This window comes from Halorubrum aethiopicum (assembly GCF_001542905.1).
Taxonomy (GTDB): domain Archaea; phylum Halobacteriota; class Halobacteria; order Halobacteriales; family Haloferacaceae; genus Halorubrum; species Halorubrum aethiopicum.
This window is the reverse complement of sequence record NZ_LOAJ01000001.1, coordinates 1,524,824-1,548,226: the sequence shown is the minus strand read 5'-3', so window position 1 is coordinate 1,548,226 and position 23,403 is coordinate 1,524,824. Positions and strand designations below refer to the sequence as shown.

The 23,403-nt window shown below is 72.3% G+C and carries 19 protein-coding genes and 1 pseudogene; 5 read left to right on the top strand and 15 right to left on the bottom strand.

What is annotated here, in order from left to right:
- Positions 1 to 151 precede the first annotated feature (151 nt).
- From AXA68_RS07390 to AXA68_RS07355, 8 genes and pseudogenes are all read right to left on the bottom strand, one after another.
- Entirely contained in the window at positions 152 to 859 is a 708-nt protein-coding gene (locus AXA68_RS07390; RefSeq protein WP_066414747.1) for a helix-turn-helix domain-containing protein, read from the bottom strand.
- 103 nt (positions 860 to 962) lie between these two features.
- Positions 963 to 1,622, bottom strand: coding sequence for a hypothetical protein (locus tag AXA68_RS07385; RefSeq protein WP_066414745.1), 660 nt, complete (start codon positions 1,620 to 1,622; stop codon positions 963 to 965).
- A 142-nt stretch (positions 1,623 to 1,764) separates the two neighbouring features.
- The gene (locus AXA68_RS07380; RefSeq protein ID WP_066414742.1) at positions 1,765 to 3,045 is read right to left on the bottom strand and encodes an amidohydrolase; all 1,281 of its coding nucleotides are present in this window, start codon (positions 3,043 to 3,045) and stop codon (positions 1,765 to 1,767) included.
- A 106-nt stretch (positions 3,046 to 3,151) separates the two neighbouring features.
- Positions 3,152 to 4,533, bottom strand: a pseudogene (locus tag AXA68_RS07375) (aspartate aminotransferase family protein).
- Between the two features lie 105 nt (positions 4,534 to 4,638).
- The gene (locus AXA68_RS07370; protein WP_066414740.1) at positions 4,639 to 5,940 is read right to left on the bottom strand and encodes a DUF6498-containing protein; all 1,302 of its coding nucleotides are present in this window, start codon (positions 5,938 to 5,940) and stop codon (positions 4,639 to 4,641) included.
- Between the two features lie 30 nt (positions 5,941 to 5,970).
- On the bottom strand, positions 5,971 to 6,933 hold the full coding sequence (locus tag AXA68_RS07365) for a hydroxyacid dehydrogenase (RefSeq protein WP_066414739.1): 963 nt from the start codon (positions 6,931 to 6,933) through the stop codon (positions 5,971 to 5,973).
- Positions 6,934 to 7,035: 102 nt separating this feature from the next.
- Positions 7,036 to 8,538 carry a sodium:solute symporter family protein gene (locus tag AXA68_RS07360; RefSeq protein WP_066414736.1) on the bottom strand — a complete coding sequence of 501 codons (1,503 nt, stop codon included), beginning with the start codon at positions 8,536 to 8,538 and terminating at the stop codon, positions 7,036 to 7,038.
- Positions 8,535 to 8,798: a DUF3311 domain-containing protein gene (locus AXA68_RS07355; RefSeq protein WP_066414733.1), complete on the bottom strand. Its 264-nt coding sequence runs from the start codon at positions 8,796 to 8,798 to the stop codon at positions 8,535 to 8,537. Before AXA68_RS07355 ends, AXA68_RS07360 begins: the two co-directional genes overlap by 4 nt.
- 187 nt (positions 8,799 to 8,985) lie before the next feature.
- On the opposite strand from AXA68_RS07355, the gene dnaG reads away from it, so the two are divergent.
- On the top strand, positions 8,986 to 10,557 hold the full coding sequence (gene dnaG, locus AXA68_RS07350; RefSeq protein WP_066414723.1) for a DNA primase DnaG: 1,572 nt from the start codon (positions 8,986 to 8,988) through the stop codon (positions 10,555 to 10,557).
- 45 nt (positions 10,558 to 10,602) lie between these two features.
- Here the strand turns inward: dnaG and AXA68_RS07345 are convergent, their stop codons facing one another.
- The 5 genes from AXA68_RS07345 to AXA68_RS07325 all read right to left on the bottom strand — a co-directional run bounded on the left by AXA68_RS07345 (position 10,603) and on the right by AXA68_RS07325 (position 15,016).
- Entirely contained in the window at positions 10,603 to 11,577 is a 975-nt protein-coding gene (locus AXA68_RS07345) for an A24 family peptidase (protein ID WP_066414720.1), read from the bottom strand.
- 81 nt (positions 11,578 to 11,658) lie between these two features.
- Positions 11,659 to 11,910: a hypothetical protein gene (locus tag AXA68_RS07340; RefSeq protein ID WP_066414719.1), complete on the bottom strand. Its 252-nt coding sequence runs from the start codon at positions 11,908 to 11,910 to the stop codon at positions 11,659 to 11,661.
- 77 nt (positions 11,911 to 11,987) lie between these two features.
- Complete coding sequence (locus tag AXA68_RS07335) at positions 11,988 to 13,019, bottom strand: GNAT family N-acetyltransferase (protein ID WP_066414716.1); 1,032 nt, start codon at positions 13,017 to 13,019, stop codon at positions 11,988 to 11,990.
- A gap of 10 nt (positions 13,020 to 13,029) precedes the next feature.
- On the bottom strand, positions 13,030 to 14,337 hold the full coding sequence (gatD, locus tag AXA68_RS07330) for a Glu-tRNA(Gln) amidotransferase subunit GatD (protein ID WP_066414714.1): 1,308 nt from the start codon (positions 14,335 to 14,337) through the stop codon (positions 13,030 to 13,032).
- A gap of 79 nt (positions 14,338 to 14,416) precedes the next feature.
- Positions 14,417 to 15,016, bottom strand: a complete 600-nt coding sequence (locus tag AXA68_RS07325) for an NUDIX hydrolase (protein ID WP_066414712.1) — start codon at positions 15,014 to 15,016, stop codon at positions 14,417 to 14,419.
- Between the two features lie 143 nt (positions 15,017 to 15,159).
- Between AXA68_RS07325 and proS the strand changes: the two genes are divergently transcribed.
- The 3 genes from proS to AXA68_RS07310 all read left to right on the top strand — a co-directional run bounded on the left by proS (position 15,160) and on the right by AXA68_RS07310 (position 19,489).
- The gene (gene proS, locus AXA68_RS07320; protein ID WP_066414709.1) at positions 15,160 to 16,686 is read left to right on the top strand and encodes a proline--tRNA ligase; all 1,527 of its coding nucleotides are present in this window, start codon (positions 15,160 to 15,162) and stop codon (positions 16,684 to 16,686) included.
- Positions 16,687 to 16,852: 166 nt separating this feature from the next.
- Entirely contained in the window at positions 16,853 to 18,157 is a 1,305-nt protein-coding gene (locus tag AXA68_RS07315) for a DUF7096 domain-containing protein (RefSeq protein ID WP_066414705.1), read from the top strand.
- 81 nt (positions 18,158 to 18,238) lie between these two features.
- Positions 18,239 to 19,489, top strand: coding sequence for a helix-turn-helix transcriptional regulator (locus AXA68_RS07310; RefSeq protein ID WP_232745064.1), 1,251 nt, complete (start codon positions 18,239 to 18,241; stop codon positions 19,487 to 19,489).
- Here the strand turns inward: AXA68_RS07310 and AXA68_RS07305 are convergent.
- On the bottom strand, positions 19,486 to 20,808 hold the full coding sequence (locus AXA68_RS07305; protein WP_066414702.1) for an NAD(P)/FAD-dependent oxidoreductase: 1,323 nt from the start codon (positions 20,806 to 20,808) through the stop codon (positions 19,486 to 19,488). The genes AXA68_RS07310 and AXA68_RS07305 overlap by 4 nt on opposite strands.
- Positions 20,809 to 20,945: 137 nt before the next feature.
- On the opposite strand from AXA68_RS07305, the gene AXA68_RS07300 reads away from it, so the two are divergent.
- Positions 20,946 to 22,172 (top strand): threonine synthase, encoded by a 1,227-nt coding sequence (locus tag AXA68_RS07300; RefSeq protein ID WP_066414699.1) that lies wholly within the window; start codon positions 20,946 to 20,948, stop codon positions 22,170 to 22,172.
- 18 nt (positions 22,173 to 22,190) lie between these two features.
- Here the strand turns inward: AXA68_RS07300 and AXA68_RS07295 are convergent, their stop codons facing one another.
- Positions 22,191 to 23,378: a PGF-CTERM-anchored ABC transporter substrate-binding protein gene (locus AXA68_RS07295; RefSeq protein WP_066414696.1), complete on the bottom strand. Its 1,188-nt coding sequence runs from the start codon at positions 23,376 to 23,378 to the stop codon at positions 22,191 to 22,193.
- Positions 23,379 to 23,403 lie beyond the last annotated feature (25 nt).

The following is a 23,403-nucleotide window of genomic DNA, read 5'->3' as shown; positions in this document are numbered from 1 at the left end:
ACCGTCCGCGGCGGGTCCACGGCGGTCGAGTTGGCGGGCGCTCCCGGCGGTACGCGGGTTCCACGTCGCGGTCAGCGTGAGCGAACGAGTAGCACGTTCGGTACGGTTGACCGGAAACGAACAATTAGCTACTCCCGAACTATTCGGTGTTTTAAGTGCGGTCGTCGAAGATCTGCGAGAGAACGGTCGCGGTCACCAGCCGTAGGTGCTCGGAGACGGTCGATTTCGCCAGTCCGAGCTCCTCCGCGATCTCCTCGGTGGAGGCACCGTCGGGGTCGAAGTACCCTCGGCTCACCGCGACGGCGGCCACCGACGCCTGTCGCTCCGTCACCTCGCCGAGGTCGACCGGAACCACGTCCGGTCCCCCGTCGATCCGGTCGCCGTCGACGAGGACGTGTCTGACGTCGGCACCGCCGAACGCATCGAGGACCGTCCGCAGCTCGGCGTAGCCGGCCAGCACGAACGAGGCCACCAGCTCGCCGTCCTCGACCCGGGTTTCGCGGGGGGACACCGGCAGCTCCGTGAACGCCGGCGGGAACCCGTCGCACCCGCATCCGGATCGGTCCGGCGACCCGTCCGCCGCGTCGCTCCCGGACGCCTCTCGGGGAGGGTCGGCGGTCTCCGGCGAGCAGTCGGCCGTCCCGTCGTCGAGGTCGTATCGGCCGTGCGCCCGATCTGCGAACTCCACGAACTCCAGCTCCGAGGGCGGGTCCGCGGGCGTCTCCTCCGCGACGAAGTCGATCCGGTCGCGGGCGCGGTCGACGCGGACCTCACGCACCGGCGTCCGCTCCGAGAGCGACCCCACCGGACAGCGCGCACACGTCGGAACGGCGACGCACACCTGGATCGTGGCGGTCACGACGGCGGCACGTACGGCGAGCGCGGCAAAAAGGTTGACACCGGTCGACGGCCGCGTCGCACGCGACGATCCCCGATCCGACGCCGCGACGGGGACCCGCGTTTCAGCGACCGTCCCGCGTCGTCAGCTCCTCGACGGCCCTGTCGCGGCGCTCCTCGCTCTCGCGGATCTCCGCGACGAACTCGTCGACGTTCGCCTTGAGCCCGTCGCGAACGTCGTCGGGGGCGAACTCCTCGGACATTGACAGCAGACGGACGAACGCCCGCAGCTCCTCGTCCGTTATGCGCTCGAACTCGTCGGCCTCGATCTTCGCTATCACCTCGTCGACGTCGATCTGGCCGACGGGGTCGACGTTGAACTCGACGCGGACCATCCGGTAGTCCGACCCCGCGAGCCGCTGTTCGGACTTCGCGACGCCCTGCGAGAGCATGTCCTTGAACGGGGTGACGTACCCCATGGTCCCCAGGTGGAGGAACGCGAGCATGTCGGTTATCCCCCGCGTGTACGCCTCGCGGTCCTCGTCGTCGGGGTCGAAGACGGTCTTCCGGTCGCGGTCCTCCAGACACTCGTAGAGGATGCTGAAATCGAGGACCGCGTTGCGAACCCGCCGGCGGATCCGGTTGCGCTTCTGTTTCCGGGAGTGTTCGGTGTAGTCGGTCTTTCGACCGAGGAGGAAATCGCGGTCCGAGGGCGTCAAGATCCCGCGAGGTCGGTCGGCGTCCGCCGCCGTTTCGAGCGACGGGGGCAGCTCGTCTTCGGACATACCCGGAAACCGGGGGCTCAGCGGATTAATGGTTGTGGTCGGAGAAGCGTTCGACGCGCCGACGTCGGCGTTCCGCCGCGTCCGAGGCCCATATCGGCCGCGTTCGGTCGGCGCGGTTCTCGCCGCCGGAGCCGGCGGACCGCTACGACCGGTCCGCACCCAACGCCTCGACGACCTCGGTCAGGAGTTCGACCCCGACGTCGAGCGCCCGCTCGTCGAGGTCGAACGTCGGCGTGTGGTGGCTGGTCGGGTGGTCCGCGCCGACGACCAGGTACAGCGACCGCCCGCCGTTCCGGTGGACGCGGTCCATCAGGAACGTCGCGTCCTCGCTCGCCTCCAGCGGGGCCTCGGGGACCACCTCGCCGATCGACGGGACCGTCCGGGCCACGCCCGCGACGAGGTCCGCGAGCGTCGGATCGCCGTCGACCCGGATCGACTCGCTGATCCGGCGGATCACCACGTCGCACTCGTGGAGCTCCGCGGCCGCGTAGAGGACCCGCTCGAGCTCCGTCCGCATGTACTCCATCAGCGCCGTGGTCTCGCCGCGGACCTCGCCGTCGAGGGTGATCTCCTCGGCGATCACGTTGCTCGCGCTCCCGCCCTCGACGCGCCCGAAGTTCACGCGGGTGAGCCCGTCGCCGTGGCGGGCGATCCCGTAGGCGTTCTGGACCGCCGTCGTCATCGCCTGCATCGCGTTCGTCCCGCCGCTCGGCTCCTTGCCGGCGTGCGCGCTCGCCCCCTCGAAGGTCGCGTTGATGTGCGCCATCGCGAGCGGCCGGGTCGCGTTCGCGACGACCGTCCCCGTCGGCCGACCGAGCCCGAGGTGGAACGCGAGCAGCTCGTCGACGTCGTCGACGTATCCCCCCTCGGCGAGCGGCTTGCCGCCCCCGGCGACCTCCTCGGCGGGCTGGAAGAACGCCCTGAAGGTCCCCTCGAAGTCGCTCGCCTTCACCGCCTCGAGCACGCCGAGCGCGATCGTCGCGTGCGCGTCGTGGCCGCAGGCGTGCATGTACCCGTCGGTCTCCGAGCGGAACCCCTCGTCCGCGGGGCGGTGGCCCGCGGCGTCGGACTCCGGGATCGAGACGCCGTCCATGTCGACCCGCAGGCCGACCGTCGGTCCCTCGCCGTTCCGGACGGTCGCGACGGCTCCGGTGTGGCCGTCGGCGGTCGCCTCGAGCACGCCGGGGTCGACGCCCGCCTCGGCCGCCCGGTCGCGCCACTCCTCGAGCGTCTCCGGCGGCGGGACGGCCATCCGGTGGTCCGAGGAGAGCGCCTCCCGACCGATCGCCAGATCGTCGACGCCGATCCGGCGCAGCTCCTCGACGATCCGGGCGGTCGTGCGGAACTCACACCAGCCGGGCTCCGGGTGTCTGTGGAACGCTCGTCGGATCGACGGGAGTCGGTTCCGCACGTCGTGGGACATTGGTTCTGCGGTGGTATACTGCGAGCGTATATAAGTCGTTTAGTCGCGGGGCGTTCGCCCGCGGCGGTTTCCCCGCCGCGGGGCCGGCGCGTTCGAGGCCGGCGCGCTACCGCGACGCGGCCGTCTCGGCGGTGACGTGGTCGATCGCGTCGACGATCACGTCGACGGCGGTGTCGGCCAGATCCCGGGTCAACACGAGCGGCGGCAGCAGGCGGAGGACGTTGCCGTGGCGGCCCGCGGTCCAGACCAAGACGCCGTGTTCGAAGCAGTACTGCTGGATCGCCTCGACCGCGTCGCCGTCGGGGTCGCCGTCCTCGTCGACGAACTCCGCGCCGATGAACAGCCCGCGGCCGCGGACCTCGCCGAGGCGGTCGTTCCCCTCGCCCGCGGTCCGGAGCCGGTCCCGGACGTGCTCGCCGAGGTCGCGGGCGTGCGCGAGGAGGTCGTGCTCCTGGATGTACTCGATCGCGCGGGTGCCGGCGCGCATCGCGACGGTGTGTCCGCGGTAGGTGCCGGCGTGGCCGCCGGCGTCCCACGTGTCGAGGTCCTCGTGGTAGATCGTCGCCGACAGCGGGAAGCCGACGCCGCCGAGCGCCTTCGCGGTCGTCATGATGTCGGGCGTGACGCCGTGCCACTCGCTGGCCCACCACTCCCCGAGCGGCCGAGCCCGCTCTGGATCTCGTCGAACATCAGCGGGATGTCGTTCTCGGTGGCGATCTCCCGGAGCCCCTTCAGGAAGCCCTCGGGCGGGACGATGACGCCGCCTTCCCCCTGGATCGGCTCGACGAAGATGCCGGCCGGGTTCGCGAGCCCGCCGTAGGGGTCCTCGATGATCTCCTCGACCTCCTTCAGCGCGCGGGCACACGAGTCGCCGGACTCGTCGCGGTCGATGAACGGCGAGGGGTACTTCGCGTGGACCACGTCCGGGATCAGGGGCGTGTAGTCGTCCTTGAATCCCTTGTTCGCGGTGAGCGCCATCGCGCCGGAGGTCGCGCCGTGGTAGCTCCCGCGGAAGGCGATCAGGCCGTCGCCACCGGTGTTGTACTTCGCGAGCTTGATCGCGGCCTCGACCGCGTCGCTGCCCGTGGGGCCGCCGAAGACGACCCGGTTCTCGCCTCGAAGCCCCGCCGGCGCGATCTCGTCGAGCTTCTCGATCAGGTCGAGCCGCGCCTCGGTCGGGAAGTCGACGGTGTGGACGAGCTTGTCGGTCTGTTCCCTGACCGCCTCCAGCACGTACGGGTTCGAGTGGCCGACGTTCAACACGCCGATGCCGGCGAACATGTCGATGTAGGTGTTGCCGTCGACGTCGCGGACCGTCGCGCCCTTCCCCGAATCGAACGCGATCGGGATGTCGCCGGGGTACTTGACCGCGCTGCTGTCGATGCGCTCCTGTTTCTCGAGCAGCTCTCGACCCTTCGGGCCGGGAACCGAGTCGACGTCCGGCGCGTCATCGAAGTGGATCTCCTCGATCGGTGGTCCTGCCGTCATACGTCCATCCACGGCGGTGGTCGTTATATAGGTTATCCACGAATACGGGAAACGCCGTACACGAAAATCGATATCGGGATCATCGTTCGATCCCGATCCCCGCGCTCACCCGTCGGATCGATCGGAACGCTCCGGTCGCCGGTCGAAGACGTCGATCACGGCGTCCGCGTCCGCGGCGGCGAGCCGCGGGATCCGAACCTCGCGGTCCCGCAGCTCGACCGCGATCGTCTCGGTGCCGACCCGCCCGTCGAGGCGGTCGCGTTCGACCCGCAGCGCCTCCTCGTCCCACGGTTCGATCCGCCACAGCGCGGCCCCACAGAGCCGGTCGTACCCGACGATCGCGGGACCGCCCGCGGCCCCCTCGCCGTCGGCGACGCGGTACTCGACGGGCCCGTACCGGATCAGCGAGTCGACCGCGACGGCGACCGGCGGGACCGCGACCGCGAGGGCGACGAACCCGGCAACGATCCCCCACGCCTGCCCGAGCGCGAAGAGGAGCGCCACGAGGAGGGCGAGGACCGAGAGGTACCACGGCCCGGGATGCGCCGCGGGCGAGACCGGCTCGCCGAACAGCCGGCCGGCGAGCGAGGGCCGGATCCGGCGGTCGGCGTCCGTGAGGTCGTCCTCGACCGGATCCCGCGCGGGCGGCTCGTGCGACCAGCCGAGGAGCCCGCCCGAGGACTCGTCGAGCGCGGCGAGCCGGTCACGGTACAGCCCCGCGAGGTCGAACGCGAACTTGACGCACACCGCCCCGACGAGGACCGGCACCCCGAACGCGACCGGGTCGGCCGCTTCAGTCGGGGTCGCGTCGCCGTCGACGCCGACCGCCTCCGCGACGACGGTCACCGTCATGATCCCGCCGACGAGCACCGTCGCGAGCCGGAAGAAGACGCCCGAGACCGCCGTCCCCGCGCTCTCCTCGCGGTAGCCGCCGCGGTAGAAGTAGTCGACGGCGGTCGTCCCGGCCTCCGAGAGGAGGACGACGGCCACGGCGATCGTGACCGTCTCGAGGGCGGGATCGGAGAGCGAGTCGGCCCCGACGAACCCCAACACGACGCCGCCGAGGACGATCCACGTCCCGGCGAGGATCGGCGCGACGATCGCGAGGGAGAGGACGGAGGAGAGGTGGATCCGAACGCCGGTCCGGGGGACCGAGAGCGCCAGGGGCTTCGAGGCCAGTGCGCCGAACACCAGCGCGTCGGCGTCGAGGTCGCTCGGGCGACCGGCGAACAGGCCGCGGACGACGGCGAAGAACGCGGCGATGCCGAGTTCGAACCAGTAGAGGGTCACGAGCGCCGCGGCGTTCCAGCCGAGCGCGACGACGCCGACGAGCGGCAGGAGGTTCGCGACCGCGACGGCGATCGCCTCGGATCGGTTCGAGCCCGCGGGTCGGTGGAGGGCGACCACGGCCCGGCTATGTGCGTCTTCGGATAAAACCTATTCGAGAGCGTCGGGGTTCAGCGTCGTCTCGGGGACGCCGCCCTCGTGGACGGTCCGGACGATGCCGGCGGCCGCCCGGCTCATGTTCTCGAGCGCGTCGACGGAGACGCCCGCGTTGTGCTGGGTGAACACGGCCGACTCGCACTCGAGGAGGGGGTCGTCGGGCTCCGGGGGCTCCGTCTCGTACACGTCGACGCCCGCGCCGGCGATCGTCCCCTCCCGGAGGGCGGCGACGAGCGCGTCCTCGTCGACGACGCCGCCGCGGGCCGTGTTCACGAGGACGGCGTCCGCGGGGAGCGCGCCGACCTCCTCGGCGCCGACGGCGTGGTACGTCTCGTCCGTCAGCGGCGCGTGGACGCTCACGTCGTCGGCGCGCTCGAAGAGGTCGATCGGGTCGTCGACGAGCGAGACGTTCTCGGGGAGGTCGGCGGGGTCGACGTACGGGTCGAACGCCACGCAGGAGACGCCGAAGCCGGACAGCAGCGTCGCGACCCGCCGGCCCGCGTTGCCCGCGCCGAACAGCCCGAGGGTCCGGCCGGAGAGGTCGCGGCCGCGGAAGTCCTCGCGTCGCCAGTCGCCCTCCCGGGTCGCGCGGTCCGCGCGGACGACGTTCCGCTTCGCGGCCAAAAGCAGCGTCACGGCGTGTTCGGCCACGGAGTTCGTGTTCTCTCCCGGCGTGTTCGCGACGACCACGCCGCGGTCGGTCGCGGCGTCGATGTCCACGTTGTCGACGCCGGTCCCGTGCTTGGCGATCACCTTCAGCCGGTCGGCGGCCGCGATCAGCTCCGCGGTCACCGGCTGCGTCCGCGTGACGATCGCGTCGTATCGGTCGACGTCGGCCAGCAGTTCGTCCTCGTCGGCGTAGTCCGCGCGGCTCGTACAGTCGGCGACGTCGGCGAGCGACTCCGGCCCGACCGGATCGATGGTCGGGGGCAGAAGCACGTTCCATCGTCTTGTCATCGCGCTCCCGGTCGCCGGGCACGCCTAAAGGCGCACGGCTTCCGGAGAAACCTGAAGGGTCGCTGCCCCCTCGCGGAGCCGGTCGCCTCTGCCGGCGGCTCCTCAGTCGCCCGCGACCGCGAACCGGGAGGCGTCGCTCTCGGCGGTCGGCGCGGTGAGAAGCGAGACGCCGACGGTGAGCACGGCGGAGAGGACCATCAACCCGAGCGCGACGTCCCACCCGCCGGATCCGGCGACGGAGATCGTCCGCGGGAGCGTCGGGACGACCGGGAGCACCGACGACAGCACCACGAGCAGGTAGATCGCCTGCGGGACGGCGATCCCGACGGCCATCCCGTCGCGGGTGGTGCGGTCCCAGTAGAGCGCACAGAGGGTGGGAAGCGACAGCAGCGCGAACCCGGAGAAGGCGGTGTCGCCGACCTGGATCAGCGTGCCGGGCCGGAGCAGGCTCGCGAGGAACGCGAGCGTGGCGAAGGCGACGACGCCGGTCCGGGCGACCCACGCCTCGCGGCGCTCGGAGGCGTCGGGGGCCACGAACGGCCGGTAGAGGTCGCGCGTGAAGTACGACGAGCCCGAGAGCAGCATCGAGTCCGACGAGGACATCATCGCGGCCATCGCGCCCGCGATCACGAGCGCGGCGAACCAGGTCGGCGTGTACGCGTTCAACACGACCGGGAGCACGTTCGCCCCCTCGGGCACGTCGACCGGCATCCCGACGGCCCACGCGCCGAGCAGGAACGCGGGAACGAAGAGGAGCAACACGAGGACGGGCCACAGCGCGAACGAGCGCTTGAACACCATCCCCGACTCCGCGACGAAGAAGCGCTGGTTGATCTGCGGGAACATCGTCACGCCGAACGCGATGGTGATCGCCGTGGAGACGATGAACCCGGGGGTGTACACGCCGCCGCCGAAGCTCGCGAACTCGGGGCGAGCGGCGACCATCGACCCGGTCGCCGCGCCGACGCCGCCGACGGCCGAGACGACCCAGGCGGCGGCGACCCAGACGACGGAGAGCATGAACAGCCCCTGTATCGTGTCGGTCCAGGCGACGCCGCGCAGCCCCGCGAGGGTCACGTACGCGATCATGAACGCGGTGATCAGCGCCGCGCCGCCCCAGTAGGGCACCGCGCCGCCGGTCAGCCCGACGAGCGCCTCGCCGGCGCCCATCTGCTGGAGCATGACGTACGGGAACAGCCACAGGAGGCTGACCCCGGCGACGAGCGCGCGGAGCCCCGGGGAGCCGAAGCGGTCGCCGAGCATCTCCCCGAGCGTGACGTAGCCGTGCCGGTCGCCGATCAGCCACTGTTTGTAGCCGACGACGTACCACAACACCGCGAACAGCACGCCGTCGAGCGTCCCCATCACGATCAGCCACTCCGGGCCGGCCGCGTACGCGAGGTTCGGCCCGCCGAAGAAGGTGAACGCCGAGAGCAGCGTGGCGAACGTCGTGAAGAGCAGCACGACCGTGCCGATCGACCGGTTCGCGAGGTAGTAGTCCTCGGCGGTCGTCTCCGTGAGCCGGTAGGCGACGAGCCCGATCGTCAGCGCGACGAGCAGGTAGCCGACGACGACGCCGAGGCCGAGCCCGATCGGGGCGGTCACCGCCGATCACCCCTCCCGGCCGACGCGTCGGTTCCGCCCGCCCCACCGGGGGAGTCGAGCCCCATCCCGCGCTCCCACGCGCCGCTCCGGACGAACAGCCGGAACGCGGCGGAACACAGCACGAGCCAGCCGACGTGCCACCAGATCCACGCCGGCAACCCGGCGACGACGCGGTCGACGCCCCACAGCGGCCACGGGACGGCGAAGGCGACGAGGGCCGCGAAGACCGGGATCCAGACGAGGTCTCTCCGAACTCGCATCGGTGGGGACACGTAGGGGACCGATCCCGTTAATACCTCCAGTCGACCCCGCGGCGGTCGCATCGGTCCGTCGACTCGTCTCCCGCTCGCGGCGAGGGTCCGCGGGTCGACAGGTATTTTTCCGGACCGATCCTACTCGAAACGGGACGGCGACTCGCCGTCCGTTCACATCACCATCACTCATCACATGAACGACACAGCCAAATACCTGATCCGGGCCACCATCGCGGCCGACGGCGTCGTCGAGCGGAGCGACGTCGTCGGCGCGGTGTTCGGGCAGACCGAGGGGCTCCTCGGCGACGAGCTCGACTTGCGGGACCTCCAGGAGTCCTCGAAGGTGGGCCGGATCGACGTGGAGATACGGTCGGAGAACGGCCAGTCATTCGGCGAGGTGACCGTCGCATCGAGCCTCGACAAGGTCGAGACCGCGATCCTCGCGGCCTCGCTCGAGACCATCGACCGGATCGGCCCCTGCGGGGCCGCCGTCGAGGTGACGAGCATCGAGGACGTGCGCGCGGCCAAGCGCCGCGAGGTCGTCGAGCGCGCCAAGGAGCTCGTCGCGAGCGGCTTCGAGGAGACGAGCCTCGCGAGCGACGACGTGTTGGAGGAGGTCCGCGACGCCGCCCGCGTCGAGGGGATCGTCGACTACGAGGGGCTCCCCGCCGGCCCGCGCGTCGGCGACTCCGACGCCGTGATCGTCGTCGAGGGGCGCGCGGACGTCTCGACGCTGCTCGAGTGCGGGATCAAGAACGCGGTCGCCGTCGAGGGGACGAACGTCCCCGACGCGGTCGCGGACCTCACGCGGTCGCGCACGGTCACCGCCTTCCTCGACGGCGACCGCGGCGGAGAGCTCATCCTCCGCGAGCTCGCGCAGGTCGGCGAGGTCGACTACGTCGCGTTCGCGCCGCCGGGCGAGTCCGTCGAGGACCTCGACCGCGGGGCCGTCTTCGAGGCGCTCCGCGGGAAGGTCCCCTACGAGACGCTCGCGGACGCGCCGAACCTGCGGGAGGCCGCCGGCAGCGCCCCGACGGCCGACCCGACCGACGAGAACGGGGCGATCGAGGCCGGAGGGACCGATCCCGACGCGGACCGCGACCCCTCCGCCGAGGACGCCGCCGGCGACGATCCGGGGAGCGACACGGAGTCCGACGCCGACGGGGCCGACGCTGCCGACTCCGCTGACGCCACCAACTCCGCTGACGGAGCCGAGGCCGCCAACTCCGCTGCCGCCGTCGAGGCGGTCGAGGACGACGGCGACGTCGATGGCGACGCCGCCGACGGGGCCGAGGTCGATACCGCGGATCCCGCCGACGGCGCCGATGACGCTGCCGCCGGGAGCGACCCCGCCGAGAGCGATGCCGCCACCGACGACACCGAGAGCGACGACGACGTGGACGACGCGGACGACGGTTTCGACGCGACCGACGCGAGCGACTCGGAACTCATCGACGACGAGCCCCGGTCGCTCGAGGAGCACGTCCAGGAGATCGTCGACCGCGAGAGCGGGCTCGCGAGGCTGCTCGACGACGACCTCGGGGTCATCGAGGAGGTCGAGGCCGACGGCGCGTTCGACGCGATAGAGGAGGCGTCCGAGCCGCCCCACGCGGTCGTCGTCGACGGCCGGATCGACCAGCGGCTGCTCGACGTCGCCGCCCAGCGCGGCGTGAGCCGGCTGTTCGGCGTCGAGCTCGGCGAGTTCGTCAAACGGCCGATCGGCACGCGGGTCTCGACCGTCGGCGACCTGCCGATCGAGGCCTGACCGGGTCGTCGCTCGGGAGGGTTCGCGGTCCGCGTCGTTCTCGACTCACACCGCTCCGAACGCGCCGAGCAGCGCGAACAGCGCGTCGCCGTAGGTGACCGAGACGACCAGCCCTGCCGCCATCGGCACGACGAACGGCATCCCCGGCGAGACGCGGACCGTCTCGCGGGCCGCGACGACCTCCAGTCCCCCGCGGAGCGTCTCGGCGTCGGTCCCGTACGCGCCGCGGTCGATCTCGGCGAGGAACCGCTCCGCGGCCCACGGGTCGTCGAGATCGGGAGCCGGCTCGACGGCGGTGCCGCCGTCGGTGGCGAGGCCGACGTGGGTTCCGCCGTCGGTCGGGTCGAACGTCTCGCCGACGCTCTCGGGGTCGCGGAGGCGGTCGGGGTCGCTCCGGAGCTCCGCGAGCGTCAGTCCCCGCCACCGGAGGTACATCCGGAGGGCGTCGAGGTCGAGCCCGCTCCGGGTCGTTCCCTCCGGGTCCTCGAACAGCCGGCCGTGTCGCTCGGGCAGCGAGTCGGTCGCCACCGGGCGGGCGAGGAACATCGTCGGCGAGACGCGGCCGCGAGCGAGGTTGGCGAGGCCCAGTCCGACCGGGTAGGCCAACCCGAGGAGCACCGTGTTCGTGAGGATCGTGAGCGAGAAGACGCCGAGGGCGGTCTCGACGAGCGGGAGCGAGAGGCCGGCGACCTCGTAGCTCGGGAACGTCGGGAAGACGATCGCGAGCGCGATGAGCGCCTTCGCGTCGGCCCCGCCGAACGCGCCGAGGTACCAGAACGCGTAGCCGAGCGGCGCGACGAAGAGCAGGCTGACGGCGGCCCGCACGAGGAACAGCCGCCCCTCGAGGCCCGCGAACGGGAACAGCAGGGCGGCGTCCCAGAGCAGCAGCAGCGCGCCGAACGCGTACAGCGGCGGCCAGACCCGGTTCGGGAGCCGCCGGGTCCGGACGTCCCGGACCGCCGCCCAGCAGAAGACGGGGACGACGATCAGTCGGAGCGCGTCCGGCAGGATCGCGAACATGTCGAGACGGCCGGGACGGGGGAAATTAGGCGTTCGGGTTCGAGTATCGCGATCGATACCTGACGGGCGAGACCGGTCGCGTCACTCCGACCCGCCGGGGCCGTTCGGTCCGTCCGGCCCCACCGGCCCCACGTCGCGGTGGAGGTACATGTACGCCACCACCGGGAGGATGGTGAACACGAGCGTCGCGAGGAACCACGCCAGCGCCCGGTCGCTGCCGCGCGCCTTCGCGTCCCGGTAGATCCAGACCGCGACGGCGAGGACGATCCCGTACACCGCGCCGTAGTAGAGGACCGACCGGAGCGTCGCGAACTGGAGCAGAGCCGGGTCCATACGCGCTCTGGGGGAGCGGGAGAAAAGAGCGTAGCGGTCCGGGTCGGTCGCGGTCGGTCGTGATCGGCCGAGGCGGCTCAGTCGCGGCCGACCGTCGGGTCCGTGAGGTCCGCGCTCGTCACGAAGTCCGGCTCCGCCGCGACGCGCACGCGGTTGGCGGCCGCGTCGCTGACGTGTTCGACGGTCTCCGGGACGAGCACGCGGGTGGCCGTGGCGTCGCGCCCGGCCGCGTCGCGGGCGATCGCCCCGAACAGCCCGCCGGCGGCGGCCGCGTCCCGCCACGCCGCGACGCCGTAGACCGCCGTCCGGTCGGTCTCGCCGTCGGCGTGGTCCTCCGTGATCGACTCGTACTCCGTGATCCGGGCGTGGACCGCGATCCCCGCGATCCCGCCGTCCGCGACCGCGATCAGTCGCCCCTCCGCGGCCGCCGCGGCCAGCCGCTCCCGGGTGAGCTCCGAACACGCCCACGACTCGGTCGGGTCGAGCGCGAGCCCGTCGAGGTGGGCGCGGGCGTCGCTGCCCCGCCAGAAGGCCCACGCCGCGTCGGGGTCCGGGTCGTCGACGGCCGCGACCCGACCGTCGTCCCGGTCGGACACGGGGTCCGGATCGGGGTGGGCGAACCGGAACGACGTCGTCGGCTCGAACCCCGCCGCCCGCGACTGCCCGAGGCCGGCGACGTTCCAGGAGAACACCATGTTGCGGCAGACCGTCGCGCCCGCGTCTCGCGCCCACCGGAGGACGGCCCGCGTGAGGCGGGTGCCCGCGCCGAGCCCGCGGACGGCGGGGCGGACGCGGATCCCCTGGGCCCACGCCTCCCACTCGGAGAGGCGGACGCCCTGGATACAGCCGACGACCGCCTCCGGCTCGCCGGGGGCGGCCGCGCCGGTCCCGTCGCCGGTCACGAACGGGGCGTCGTCTGCGGGGAGCGCCGGATCGTCCGCGGCGACGGTCGCGACGAGCGTCCGCCGCGCGTCGTCGTCGGCCGCGACCCAGTCGGCGAACACCCGCGGGACGTAGTCGTCGGAGCGGTCGACCCACGTGTCGCCGGTGAAGGCGACGACCGCGTCAACGTCGGCGGGGCGGGCCTCCCGCACCGCGATCCGGTTCATGGCTCGCCGCTCACCGCCAGGGCCGCGACTCCTCGGTGAGCTCGCCCGCGAGGTCGCGGCGCATCGCCGCCGCGGAGTCGTCGAGGTTCGCGAGCGCCCACATCAGCTTCACCTTCGCGGTGCCGGGGAGGGTGTCGCCCGCCTCGATCACGCCGGCATCGAGGAGGTCGCGGCCGGTGTCGTAGACGCGGTCGCACACCCGCCCCTCGAGACACTGGCTCGTCATGACGACGACCGTGCCGCCCTCGACGAGCGACTCGACCCGCGGGATGAGGTCGGTGTGGACGTGGCCGAGCCCCGTCCCCTCGATCACGACGCCGGCTTTCCCCTCCAGGTAGTCCCACGCCGCGGGGTCCATCCCCGGCGTGAACTTCGCGAGCTCGACCTCGGGTTCGAGATCGGCCGCGATGGCGGGATCGGCTCCCTCGTCCTCCTCGCCGTCCTCGCCGCCCCGCGGCGCGGGATCGCGGTTCCACGTGATGGCCTCCTCCGCGACGTCGCCGTCGGCTCCCGCCTCGGTGGCGGCCTCGTAGTCGACGAGGCCGAGCGGCTCCGCGCCGACCGTCTCGAAGGCGTCGCGCCGCGAGGTGTGGTTCTTCCGGACCCTGGTTCCGCGATGGAGCGCGCAGACGTCGTCCGAGGGGCTCGCGTGCATACACACCAGCGTCTCGGCGTGGTCGGCCTTCGCGGCCTCCACGGCACACACCGCGTTCATCACGTTGTCCGAGGAGGGCCGATCCGCGGAGCGCTGGCTCCCCGTGAACACGATCGGGACGGAAACGTCCAGGACGAACGCGAGCGCGGACGCGGAGAACTGCATCGTGTCCGTCCCGTGCATCACGACCACGCCGTCGGCCCCGGCCTCGACCTCCTCGCGGACCGCCTCGGCGAGGTCCCGCCAGATGTCGGGCTCCATGTTCTCCGAGAGGATGTTGGCGACGACGCGCCCGCGGTAGTTCGCGCGGCCGGCGAGGTCGGGGACCGCCCGCAACACGTCCTCGGCGTCGAACCGGGCCGTGACCGCGCCCGTTCGGTAGTCGACGGTCGAGGCGATGGTGCCGCCGGTGGAGATGAGCGCCACCGTCGGGAGGTCGTCGTCGAAGGTGATCTCGCTGGCCTCGCCCGCGGCGTCGCCGGCGTCGTCGACGTCGCGCGCGCCCGACTCCAGCACCTCGACGTCGGCCGCGTCGCGGTCGATGCCGACGTTGTACCCGCCGTCGAGCTTGACGACGAGGTGGTCGCGCGTCGTCGAGGGCAACAGGACGCCCTCGTTCGTGACGTCCCCGCGGTCGACGCGGACGCGATCTCCGGGTTGCATGCCCTCCGGTTCCGGGTCGGCGGACTTGAATCCAGCCGTTCGCGGTCGGGGGCGACCGGAGTCGCCCGTCGTCTCCCGCTCAGATCGGGAAGTCGGCCTCGGGGCCGACGACGCGGTCGGGCTCGGGCGGCGCGCGCCAGTCGGTGGTGCGCTCGAGGATCTGGACGACCATCCGCCCCGTCACGCCCCAGACGGTGTAGCCGTCGACGTGGAAGTAGTGGACGCGGTGGTCGCCGTACTCCGGGTGGCCGAGCCGCCGTTCGGACTCGTAGTTCGCGGGGTCCGTGAGGGCCGCGACCGGGAGGACGGCGACCTCGGCGACCTCCGACTCGTCGGGGACGTACTCGCGGTCGGGGGCGACCCCGACGAAGGGCCGGACCGCGTAGGCGCTGCTGGTCCGCGTGTCGTCGATGCGGCCGACGACGTCGACCTCGTCGGGGCGCATGCCGACCTCCTCGTTCGCCTCCCGGAGCGCGGTGTCGGTGAGGGTCCGGTCGACCGGCTCGCGGCCGCCGCCGGGGAAGCTCATCTGCCCGGGGTGTTCCCCGAGGTGTTCGGCCCGCTTCGTGAAAAGCAGGTGGGCGTCGCCGTCGCGTTCGATCACCGGGGCCAACACGGCCGCCTCGCGGCGGCCCGCGAGCGACCGCGACGCGTGACGGCGGAGCCCCGACAGGTCCATGCCGGAGCGTAGGACCTGCGGGGGAGTTAACCTTTCTCCGATCCGCCGCTCCCGCACGCGTCCACCCCTGCGTGCGTGTTCCTCCCCCGCTCCCGCACGCGCCTTCGGACCTTTTAAGCCCGCGACCCGCCGTGTGAGGAACAATGAGCGACGACGACCAGGAGCTCGGCATCACCGAGTCCAAGTCACACAACACCGGCGAGTGGTACGCCGAGGTCGTGCGGAAGGCGGGACTCGCGGACTACGGCCCCGAGGGCATGAGCGGCTTCATCGTCACGCGGCCGCGAGCGTACGCGGTCTGGGAGCGGCTCCAGGGCTTTCTCGACGCGAAGTTCAAGGACACCGGCGTTCGGAACGCCTACTTCCCGATGTTCATCCCCGAGTCGTATCTCGAACGCGAGAAGGACATCGTCGAGGGGTTCGATCCCGAGGTCGCGTGGGTGACCGAGGCGGGCACGAAGGAGCTCGAGGAGCGGCTCGCGGTGCGGCCCACCTCCGAGTCGATCATCACGCCGTACATCTCCCAGTGGGTGCGGAGCCACCGCGACCTCCCGCTGCGGGTGAACCAGTGGTGTTCGGTCGTGCGCTGGGAGGCGACGGAGACGAAGCCGTTCTTCCGGACGAAGGAGTTCCTCTGGCAGGAGGGCCACACCGCCCACGCGACGAGCGAGGACGCCTGGGAGGAGACGATGACCCGGCTCGACCAGTACGAGTCCGTCTACGAGGACTTCCTCGCGATCCCGGTCCTCAAGGGCCAGAAGCCCGACCACGACACGTTCCCCGGTGCCGACACGACGACGACCGTCGAGGCGCTGATGCCCGACGGGAAGTCCGTCCAGGGCGCGACCTCCCACCACCTCGGAAAGTCGTTCGCGGAGGCGTTCGACATCACCTTCTCCGATGCCGATGAGAACGATCGGACCGCCCACACGACCTCGTGGGGGCTCTCCTGGCGCGCGCTCGGCGCGCTGATCATGACCCACTCCGACGAGCAGGGGCTCGTGCTCCCGCCGACGGTCGCGCCGACGCAGGTCGTCGTCGTTCCCATCTGGCAGGAGGACACCAAGGCCGACGTGCTCGACTACGCGGAGGGGGTCGCGGACGACCTCGAGGACGCGGGGATCCGCGTCGAACTCGACGACCGCGACGAGCGCAACCCCGGGTTCAAGTTCAACGAACACGAGCTGAACGGGATCCCGCTGCGGATCGAGATCGGCCCCTACGAGGTCGAGGACGACGAGCTGACGCTGAACCACCGCCCCGACGGCGAGGAGCACGTCGAGGACCGGGAGGACGTCGCAGACACCGTCCGCGACCACCTCGATACGGTGTACGCGAAGCTGTACGCGGCCGCCGAGGACACCCTCGACGGGGAGGTCCGGGAGGCGGACGACCGCGCCGGGATCCTCGGCACCCTCGGCCAGCACGGCGGGTACGTGAAGACGCCGTGGTGCGGCGACGAGGCCTGCGAGGAGCCGATCAAGGAGCCGATGGCCGCCGAGATCGTCATGGTCCCCTTCGAGGACGACGACCCGCTCGTCGGGGAGGGAGACGACGACACCGACGACACCGACGCCGCCGACCGCGACGGCGACGCGAACCACGAGGAGACGTGCGCGATCTGCGGCGACCCCGCGGAGCGGACCGCGTACTTCGCGAAGTCGTACTGAACGACCTCCGCTCAACCTCGCTCGACCTCACTCGAACCGCGGTCGTGTCGCTCGCGACGGTACTCGACCGACTCGACGCGGTCATCCGATTTAATCGGGCTTGATCGGGCTTGATCCGGAACGAAGGGTGTGGGAGTATTTAGGCGTCGGTCGCCGATCGGGAGGTATGACTCGACGGATCACGTTGCTCGTCGCGGCCCTGACGGTCGCGGGGCTGATCGCGATGGTCCCGCTCGGAGCCGCGGTGACCGGCGATCCCGGGGGGTCGCCCGCGATCGGCGACGGCGCGGGCGCCGGTGGCGACGCGAGCGTCTCCGGGGACACCGACGAGCGGCCACAGGTCGGATCGGAGACCGCCGCGAACGACACGAGCGACCTCAGCCCCGGCGAACGGCTCTCCGGCGTCATCGGCGTCCAGGGGGCCGAAGTCGACGGCGAGGTGTCCTCGCGCACCTTCGAGATCCGGCTCGCGGAGGCGGAGACCGACGAGGAGCGCGCGGCGGTGATCGCGGCCCAGCTCGAGCGGAACGAGGAGCGGCTCGCGGAGCTGCGGGAGCGGCAGCGGGAGCTCCGTGAACGCCGCGAGGCCGGGAACGTGAGTCCCGGCGCGTACGCCGCTCGGCAGGCGGCGATCGGGACGCGGGTGGCGACGGTGAACCGGACGACGAACCGGAGCGTCGAGGTCGCGGCGGGCCTGCCGGACGAGACGCTCGCCGAACGGGGGGTCGACGCCGACCGGATCCGGGCTCTTCGCGAGCGCGCGAGCGAGCTGAGCGGTCCGGAGGTCGCGGCGATCGCCCGGGAGATCGGCGGGAACCGGACCGGCGCGCCGATGGGGCCGGACCGCCGCGGCCCTCCCGGATCCGGGGTCGGCGCACCGGGCGGTCCCGGCGCACCGGGCGGTGACGCTCCGGGCGGTCCGGGTGCTCCGGGCAGTGATTCCCCAGGTGGTCCCGGCACTCCGGGCAGTGATTCCCCAGGTGGTCCCGGCACTCCGGGCGGTGATGCCCCGGGCGGTCCCGACGCGCCGGGCGGTGGCGGTCCGATCGACGACCTCCCCGGAGGCGGCCCTCCGGGAAGTAACGTCTCCGAACCGGGAGCCGACGACACCGGCCCGCGAAACGGGTCCGTAGCCGACGGCTCGGCGCGCGATGGACCGAATCGCGACGGGGCGGGCACCCGGGGGAACGTCACCGACGGGAACGGCGGCGAGAGGTCGGGCGGCGAGGGGTCCGAGAGCGACGGAGCGCGCGGAAGCGACGGCGACCGTGGCGGCGGGAACAACCCCGGAAGCGACGGCGGGGACGCTGGCGACGCTGGCGACGCCGGTGACGGCGGGAACGACGCCGGCGACGACGACGCTGGAGACACCGGCGACGACGCCGGAAGCGGTTCCGACTCGGGGTCCGAGGGCGATCCGGGCTCGGGTGCGGGAGACGGAGCGAGCGGCGGCGGACGCGGTGGCCCGTAGCGTGCTCGCTCCGACGGCGGCCGCCCGAGGCCCACGGCGGACATGAGAAGCGATTTAGCGCGTCCGCGTGTCGTGTCGTCCGTGCAGCGAACGACGGCGCTCTCGACGCTCGACTGGCGTCTCGTCAGTCCGATCCTCGTCGTCGGCCTTCTCGTGGCGGGCCTCCTCGTCGGCGCGTCCGCCGGCGTCGCGGGCGTCGCCGGGGACCCCTTCGCCCAACAGGAGGAGATCGACCCCGACGACGTGTTGATCACCGTCGACGTCGACGCCGACGGCGACGCGGTCTGGACGATCGAGTACCGGGTGCGGCTCTCGACGAGCGACGAGGAGCGGGCCTTCGAGGAGTTCCGGACGGACCTCGAGGCGAACCCCGAGGCGTACACCGACCGGTTCCGCGGGCGGATGGAGACGACGGTCGGAGAGGCGGCGAACGCGACGGGCCGCGAGATGAACGTCTCGAACGTGTCGGTGACCGCCGAGCGCCGGGAGATCCCCCAGGAGTACGGCGTCGTCACCTACCGGTTCCGCTGGGGCGGGTTCGCGACCGTCGAGGACGGCCGGATCGCGGCCGGCGACGCGATAGACGGGATGTTCCTCGACGAGGAGAGCTCGCTCATCGTCTCGTGGCCGGACTCCCACGAGCTGGATGCGGCCTCCCCCGAACCCGCGGAGACGCGAGACGGGTCGGTCGTCTGGGTCGGTCCGGTCGACTTCGCCGGAGGCGAACCGCGGGTCTCGATGGTCCCCGACTCCGTGGTGGACTCGATCCCGAGCGGGCTGCCGATCCTCGCCGCCGTCGGCCTCCTCGTCGTCCTCGGCGGAGCCCTGGCGTACTCCCGGCGCGATCGGGAGTCGCCCTCGGCGGAGGCGGAACCGACGCCGGCCGAGACGGGAGCCGCGGCGACCGGCGCTGCCGCGGGCGGCGGATCGTCGACGGAGCCGGGTGCGACCGACGCGCCCGAGGAGCGCGACGACGCGGACGACGAGTCGACCGAGGACGGCTCGATGGACGACGACACGACGGACGACGGTTCGACGGACGACGACGCGGACGCCCCGCCCGTCGACGCGGATCTCTTGAGCAACGAGGAGCAGGTGCTGCGGCTCGTTGAGCACGAAGGGGGCCGGATGAAACAGAAACGGGTCGCCGAGGAGCTCGACTGGACGGCCGCCAAAACGAGCCAGGTGGTGACCGGGCTCCGCGACGAGGGCGACCTGGAAGGGTTCCGGCTGGGCCGCGAGAACGTACTCACGCTGCCGGACGAGGACTCGAGCGACAGGGGCGACGGGGGCGACACGACCGACCCCGGGCGCGACGATCCGGGCGACTAGCGGTACTCGCTCGCCGCCTCCGCCGCGGCCCGCCCGCTCTCCAGCGCGCCCTGGATCGACGACCACTCGGTGTACTCGCCCGCGAGCACCACCGGCCCCTCGGGGTCGTCCGGGTCGGGAAGCGTCGCGTGGACGCCCGACGGCTGGGCGAACTGCGCGAAGGGGATCCGGTCGACGGCGACGGTCTCGAGGCTCTCGAACCCCCGTTCCGGATACCACGCCGAGAGCGCCTCGCGGGTCTCCTCGCGGAGGTCGGCCGCCTCGAGCTCCAGCGCCGTCTCGCCGAGGAACGTCGCCGCGAGCAGCGGGCGGTTCCGGGGCGCGTACTCGGGGGCGACCTCCGAGATCGGCACGACCGCGTTCGGCGACTCGCCGGCCGCGTTGAGCAGGATCCGTTTTCCGGTCGAAAACGACGACCGTTCGGGGAGCGCGAACCACGCGGTGACGTTCGGAACTCCCGACTCGGGGATCGACTCGACGCCCGTCAGTCGCCGCGCCTCCGGGGGCGTGGTCGCGACGACGACACAGTCCGCGTCGAGCGTCTCCCCGTCCGCGAGTTCGACGCGCGCGCCGTCGGCGGGGCCGCCGGAGCCGAGTCGGAACCGGCCGCCGGATCCGACGTCGACCGCCTCGACGTCCTCGCCGGTGCGGACCTCGACGCCGGCGTCCGCGGCGCGCTCGGCCAACTGGTCGGGGATCGCCGCCATCCCGTCGGCGGGGATCGCGATCGACCCGCGGCTCATCGCGCGGAAGGTGTACTCGAAGACCTGCTTCGAAGTCGACAGCGACCGGTCGAGGGTGATCCCGCCGTAGAAGGGCTCGACGAAGTTCGCGACGTAGTCGCTCGAGAAACCCCAGTCCGCGAGGTACTCGCGGATCGAGGCGTCGGCGGCGGAGCCGGCGTCCGCGAAGAACTCGTTCTCTCCGCGCTTCGAGAGGTCGTATCGGAGCGCGAGCGTGCGGAGCTTGTCGGAGAAGGGCACCTCGCGGTTGAGCGCGGACTCGACCGCGGCGGTCGGCTCGCGGAGGGGGTCCAAGAGGACGGCCCGCGATCCCGGCCGACAGATCGTCGCGCCCGGCGAGAACCGCCGGAGGTCCAGCGCGTCCGCGTCGATCTCGCGCGCCACGGCCGGGTAGCTCGTGAACAGCACCTGGAACCCGCGGTCGAGCGTGAATCCGTCGACCTCGCGGGAACGGACCCGGCCGCCGACGCGCGGCCGCCGTTCGAGGAGCGTCACGTCCGCGCCCGCCTCCGCGAGCCGGGCCGCCGAGACGAGCCCGGCCAGCCCGCCGCCGACGACGATGGCGTCTGCGTCCATGAGCGTCGTATCGGGCCGGCGGGTAATAAGCGGCCGCGGGACGGGTCGACCGGGACGCGGCGTGCCGGTCGGTAGGTTTGTCGATTCGGCGCGGGCGGGAAGCGAAGCGATTAGTCGGGCCCGCCGCAAGGTCGCGTATGGAGACGACGGAGACGTTCCGCGGGCTGGAGAGTCGCGCGTCCGGTCGGGTGTACGAGACGGCCGACCCGGCGGAGCTCCCGGAGGAGACGGGGCGCGTCGAGCCGACCTACGACTACGACGCGGTCGACCCCGACGCGCTGTTCGGCGCGGGAGCCGCTTCGGCCGGCGAGGGGGACGCCGAGCGCGCACGCGCGCTGGGCCACTGGCGGTACGACGCGCTCCTGCCGTTCCCCGCGGCCGCCGCGCTCTCGGGGAGCGAGGGGTCGACCCCGCTCGTGCCGACCGACCGCCTGGCCGGAGAGCTCGGCGTCGAGCGCGTCTACGTCAAAGACGAGGGGCGGAACCCGACGGGGACCGTCCTCGACCGCGGGCTCTCGGTCGCGATGACCGCGGTCGCGGGGGTCGCCGACGACCGCGACGTGGAGCCGCTCGCGTGCGCGAGCCCCGGCAACGCCGGCCAGTCGATGGCCGCGTACGCCGGACGGGCGGGGCTGCGCTCGTACGCGTTCGTCCCCTCGCGCTGCGCGTTCTCGAACAAGGCGATGACGAACGTCCACGGCGGCGACATGCGGGTCGTCGGCGGGCGCTACCCCGACGCGGCCGCCGCCGTCGACGAACAGCTGGAGACGGAGTACATGGACCTCAACGAGTTTACGACTCCCTACCGTCACGAGGGGGTGAAGACGGTCGCGTTCGAGCTCGTCGCGGACCTCGGCGGCGCACCCGACGTCGTCGTCGTCCCGACCGGCACCGGCGAGGTGCTCGCCGGGATCCACAAGGGCTTCGCCGAGCTGGCGCGGATCGGCGCGATCGACGCGGTGCCCCGGCTCGTCGCGGCCCAGGCGAGCGGCTGTGCCCCGATCGCGGCCGCGCTCGAGCGCGGGCTCGACGAGCCGGAGCCGTGGTCGACGCCCGACACCATCTGCGGCGAGTTGGAGATCCCCGACCCCGCCGGCGGCCGCGAGGCCCTGGAGGCCATCGAGGAGAGCGGCGGGACCGCGGTGACCGCGGACGACGAGGACGTCCTCGCGAGCGCGGTCGCCGTCGCCCAGAACGAGGTGATCGAGACGGGCGCCGCGGGCGGGGCCGCGCCGGCGGGCGCGTGGGAACTCGCCGAGGAGGGGTACTTCGAGGGCGACGAGACCGTCGTCCTGCTCAACACCGACGCCGGGCTCAAGACCCCCGACGTGTTGCGCAGCCACCTGATGGGTCAGGGGATCTGAGGCGGGCGCGACGGTTCCCTACGGCCGGCGAGTCACGCCGACGGCGAGCGTCGCGAGCACGGCCAGCACCGCGGCGACGACCCCGAACCCGGGAGCCTCGTCGCCGGTCCCGGCCGATCCGGCGTCGTCGGACTCGCTCCCGCCGGCGTCGCCGTCGCTGTCGTCGGCGTCACTCCCGCCAGCGTCACTCTCCGTCCCGCTTTCGCCGTCGTCGGCGCTCTCGCTCCCGTCGTCGCTCCCCTGTGCCGCGTTGTACTCCTCGACCGCGTCCGCGATGGTCGACGTCGCCACGATCACGCTGCGCGGCGCCGGCTGGTTCAGCCACTGGACCTCGACGACGACCGCGTTCCCCTCCCGGCCGGCGGTCGTGCTCGCGTACGGCTCCTCGTCCATGATCGGCGCGTCGGGACCGTTGACGAGGATGAGCTCGGGATCCAGCTCGAGAACGACCTCGGCCGAGAGCTGCGGGTACCCCTCGTGTTCGGCGGCGGCGACGTTCTCGACCCCGCCGATCGTCATGAGCTCGTCGATGAAGGTGTCACCGGCGGCGACGAAGCCGCTCCCCAGCGGGTAGAGCGCGTCCGGGCGGTCGAGGTCGGCGGTCCGGTTTCGCGTCTCCGCGACCGCGGTCATCATCTCCTCGTTCGTCTCGGCGGCGGCGTCACACGCGCCGACCAGCCGGCCGACGGTCGTCGTCTTCTCGGCGATGTCGTCGACGTCGGTCGCCTCCGAGAAGTGGTAGACGGTGAGGTCGGCGTTCCGGAGCGGCTCCACGTCGTCGGCGGAGGCGTTCGGGGCCAACACCAGGTCCGGGTCCGTCCCGACGACCTTCTCGACGTCGACGCCGAGGCCCGCGGCGGAGACATTCGTTCGCTCTCCCGCCCCGTCGAGGTACGCGGCGTACTGGGTCACGCCGACGACGCGGTCGCGCGCGCCGATCTCCCACAGCGTCTGTGCGGCCGACGGGTTCGTCGTCGTGATCCGCTCCGGCGGCTCCTCGAGAGTGATCTCCATTCCCGTCGCGTCGGTGACGGTGAGCGGGAACGAACACTCCGCATCGTCCGCCTGGTGGGGCCCCGTCCCGCGGATCTCCGGAGCGTCGCCCGTCTCGGTCGTCGGCTGTGCGCCCGCCGCCCCGACCGCGACGCCGCCCACGAGGGCGGTCGTCACGAGCAGGGCGACCGCGACCGCGAAGCTGTCTCGCATCGATGTATCGACACGGCCGGTCCAA